Here is a 3,828-nt window from a genome sequence, read left to right on the forward strand (position 1 = left end):
CTCGTGCCTTTCAAGTACGACTGGGCCTGGCAGAAATACCTCGACGGCTGCGCCAACCACTGGATGCCGCAAGAGGTCAACATGACCGCCGACATCGCCCTGTGGAAAAACCCCGAAGGCCTGACCGACGACGAACGCCGCATCGTCATGCGCAACCTCGGCTTCTTCTCCACCGCCGACTCCCTGGTTGCCAACAACCTGGTGCTGGCCGTGTACCGCCTGATCACCAACCCCGAATGCCGCCAGTACATCCTGCGCCAGGCCTTCGAAGAAGCGATCCACACCCACGCCTACCAGTACTGCATCGAATCGTTGGCCATGGATGAAGGCGAGATCTTCAACATGTACCACGAGATCCCATCGGTCGCTAAAAAAGCCGCCTGGGGTCTGAAGTACACCCGCTCGATCTCCGATCCGAAGTTCGAAACCGGCACCGTCGACACCGACAAAGAGCTGCTGCGCAACCTGGTCGCCTACTACTGCGTGCTGGAAGGCATCTTCTTCTACTGCGGCTTCACCCAAATCCTGTCCATGGGCCGCCGCAACAAAATGACCGGCGTGGCCGAGCAGTTCCAGTACATCCTGCGCGATGAGTCGATGCACCTGAACTTCGGGATCGATGTGATCAACCAGATCAAAATCGAAAACCCGCACTTGTGGGATGCCGAGATGAAGGAAGAAGCGACCCAGATGATTCTGCAGGGCACGCAGCTGGAGATTGAATACGCGCGGGATACCATGCCGCGTGGGGTGCTGGGGATGAATGCGGCGATGATGGAGGATTACCTGAAGTTTATTGCTAACCGTCGCCTGTCGCAGATTGGGTTGAAGGAAGAGTATCCAGGGACCACCAATCCGTTCCCGTGGATGAGCGAGATTATGGATTTGAAGAAAGAGAAAAACTTCTTCGAAACCCGCGTGATCGAGTACCAGACAGGTGGCGCGCTGAGCTGGGATTGATTAACAGCACAGCTCCAAAATGTGGAAGGGGGCTTGCTCCCTCCCACATTGGGAACGCGGTGTTCCATAACTTTGCAAATTGCCTTTTATGCCCAATCAAACCATCAAAACGCCCTGCATAGGCCTGTGTTCCACCGTCTACGGTGACCTGGTCTGCCGGGGCTGCAAGCGTTATCACCACGAAGTGATCCAGTGGAACGGCTATAGCGCCGAGGAAAAGCACGCGGTGTGGCTGCGCCTGGAGCAGTTGCTGGTACAGGTGATGAGCAGCAAGCTGGAAGTCTTCGACCCGCGGCGCCTGCGCCAGCAACTGGAGGACCGCAAGATTCGCTTCATGCCGCAGCAGTCGCCGTATTGCTGGGCGTACCAGCTGATTGCCCGGGGTGCGCGGGTCATGTCGAACCTGGACGCCTACGGCCTGGCATTGCTGCCGGAGTTTCGCGAGCGTCCCCTCACCGACTTGCGCGATGCGATTGACCGCGAGTTTTTCCTGCTGTCCGAAGCCCATTACGAGCGCTACATTGCCCCGGGTTTTCTGCGCGAAACCTTTGGTCCAGCCCTGATCGCCACGCTCTGACGCACAATTGTGTTTAAAATGCCGCCCGCTCAACGACTGACGCTCACCGATGACCCCAGACGCACTCGCTACCCTGCACGCCCATCTGCTCACTGCCCTGGCCAGCCCGCCCGCTGAAACCCGCCGCCTGTTCCACGGCCGTGGCCGCTGCTGGCCGGGCCTTGAGCAACTGACGGTGGACTGGCTGCAAGGCGTGGTGCTGGTGGCGCTGTTCAAGGAAACCGAGCATCTGCAGGCCTTGAAGCAGCTGTTGTTGCAGATCGACTGGGGCGGTTGCGGCGCCCATACCGTAGCGCTGCAACACCGCTATCTGCCGCAAAGCACCACCGAGTGGCTGGTCGGTGACGCCCTCGACGAGTTGACCATTACCGAAGGCGGCCTGCGCTACCTGATCGACCTGGGTAAAAAGCAGAACAGCGGCCTGTTCCTCGACATGCGCCACGGCCGCAACTGGGTGCGCGAGCAGGCCAGAGGCCAGCGCGTGCTTAACCTGTTTGCCTACACCTGCGGGTTTTCCGTGGCCGCTGTCGAAGGCGGCGCCGAGCATGTGGTGAACCTGGACATGGCCCGTGGCGCCCTGAACCGTGGGCGCGACAACCATCGCCTCAATGGTCACGACTTGAGCAAGGTGACCTTTCTGGGCCACGACCTGTTCAAATCCTGGGCCAAGGTCACCCATAGCGGCCCCTATGACCTAGTGATCATCGACCCGCCGTCGTTCCAGAAAGGCAGCTTCCTGCTGACCAAGGACTACCAGCGCGTGCTGCGTCGCCTGCCGGACTTGCTCACGCCCCACGGCACAGTGCTGGCGTGCATGAACGATCCGGCGTTCGGCGAAGACTTCCTGATCGACGGCGTCAGCCGCGAGGCAGCGAGCCTGCGCTTTGTAGAACGCCTGGAAAACCCGCCGGAATTCCCGGATATCGACCCGCAAAGTGGCTTGAAGGCCCTGGTGTTTCGCCAGGGCTGATGCCGAAACTTGCGGCGCTTGCTACGCTAAGCCATACGCCGGGTGGTGAACCTTATCCCCGCCTTCCCGGTCGATACCTGCATTCCCCGGCCAGACTCGACAGCGTTACGCTGTCGGCTGCCCCGTTTGATCCTTTGGAGAACCGCCCGTGATATCGACCCTGCATGTAGCCAGAATCAAAGCCTGGGGCGCCCACGGCTTCACCGCCACGGGCGTGGTACTGGCATTCCTGGCCACCCTGGCGCTGCTGGAAAACTCACCCAAGGCCTGCCTGCTGTGGCTGGGCCTGGCCCTGGTGGTCGATGGCGTCGACGGCTCCCTGGCGCGACGCGTCAATGTCAGCACGGTGTTGCCCAGCTTTGACGGCTCGGTACTGGACCTGGTGATCGATTACCTCACCTACGTGTTCATCCCGGCACTGTTTATCTACCGTTATATCGACCTGCCGGAATTTACCCACCTGTTTGCGGTGTCGGTGATCCTGGTGTCGTCGCTGTTCTGTTTCTGCAACGTGAACATGAAGAGCAAGGACAACTATTTCGTCGGCTTCCCGGCGGCGTGGAATGTGGTGGCCCTGTGCGTGTACATAATCCAGCCGGACGCTTGGGTCACCCTGTTGACCGTGATCGGCCTGGCGCTGCTGACCGTGACGCCGATGAAGTTCCTGCACCCCTTCCGGGTCAAGCGCTTCATGCCGATCAATATCGCGGTGACCACGATCTGGTTGCTGTGCAGCTTCCTGATGGTGGTGGATTATCCGAACACCAACCCGTGGACGTTCGGGCTGTGGTCGCTGATGTCGGCGTACTTTCTGGGCATCTGCATCTGGCGCACGGCGCTGGAATGGCTGGGTACCCATAAATAACCCAGCACCCAGGATCAAAATGTGGGAGGGGGCTTGCCCCCGATGGCCATAGGTATCTACACAACTCTGTAGCGCTCAACCGTAACCACGATGCGAAGCGAGTCGCTCTTGATCTGCTTTTGATCTTGATCTCAGGCGCCCCGTTAAACCACGCTGGCCGAACGCAGGCGAGGTGCCGAGTGGTGGGGCAAGAGCGTTTTGCTTACTTTTGCGCTTTTCAAAAGTGAGCCGCTGTAAAAGCGGAACCATTAGCAGCCGTGACCGCAGAAACGGATATGTACTCGGTCCAACCCAACATCCTGGTCGGCCCAGAGGCCGCCATCGGGGGCAAGCCCCCTCCCACATTTGGACCGGAATCGACTCAACATCCTGGTCGGCTCTGAGGCCGCCATCGGGAGCAAGCCCCCTCCCGCATTTTGGCCAGGATCGACAAAAAATCCCGGTCGGCTCCAAGGC

4 protein-coding genes are annotated in these 3,828 nt (G+C 59.8%); all 4 read left to right on the plus strand.

Features of this window, described 5'->3' with window-relative positions; genetic code table 11:
* Positions 1-960, plus strand: a 960-nt coding sequence (locus BFQ00_RS07315) for a ribonucleotide-diphosphate reductase subunit beta (protein WP_065933047.1), incomplete at its 5' end; no start/stop codon positions are given.
* A gap of 88 nt (positions 961-1,048) precedes the next feature.
* A complete protein-coding gene (locus BFQ00_RS07320; protein WP_065933048.1) occupies positions 1,049-1,537 on the plus strand; it encodes a DUF1289 domain-containing protein in 489 nt (162 codons plus the stop codon).
* A 49-nt stretch (positions 1,538-1,586) separates the two neighbouring features.
* Positions 1,587-2,507: a class I SAM-dependent methyltransferase gene (locus tag BFQ00_RS07325; protein ID WP_065933049.1), complete on the plus strand. Its 921-nt coding sequence runs from the start codon at positions 1,587-1,589 to the stop codon at positions 2,505-2,507.
* A 148-nt stretch (positions 2,508-2,655) separates the two neighbouring features.
* The gene (pcsA, locus tag BFQ00_RS07330; RefSeq protein ID WP_065884474.1) at positions 2,656-3,372 is read left to right on the plus strand and encodes a phosphatidylcholine synthase; all 717 of its coding nucleotides are present in this window, start codon (positions 2,656-2,658) and stop codon (positions 3,370-3,372) included.
* The last annotated feature ends 456 nt before the right edge of the window (positions 3,373-3,828 follow it).

Source organism: Pseudomonas sp. 28 E 9 (assembly GCF_900004785.1).
GTDB lineage: Bacteria > Pseudomonadota > Gammaproteobacteria > Pseudomonadales > Pseudomonadaceae > Aquipseudomonas > Aquipseudomonas orientalis_A.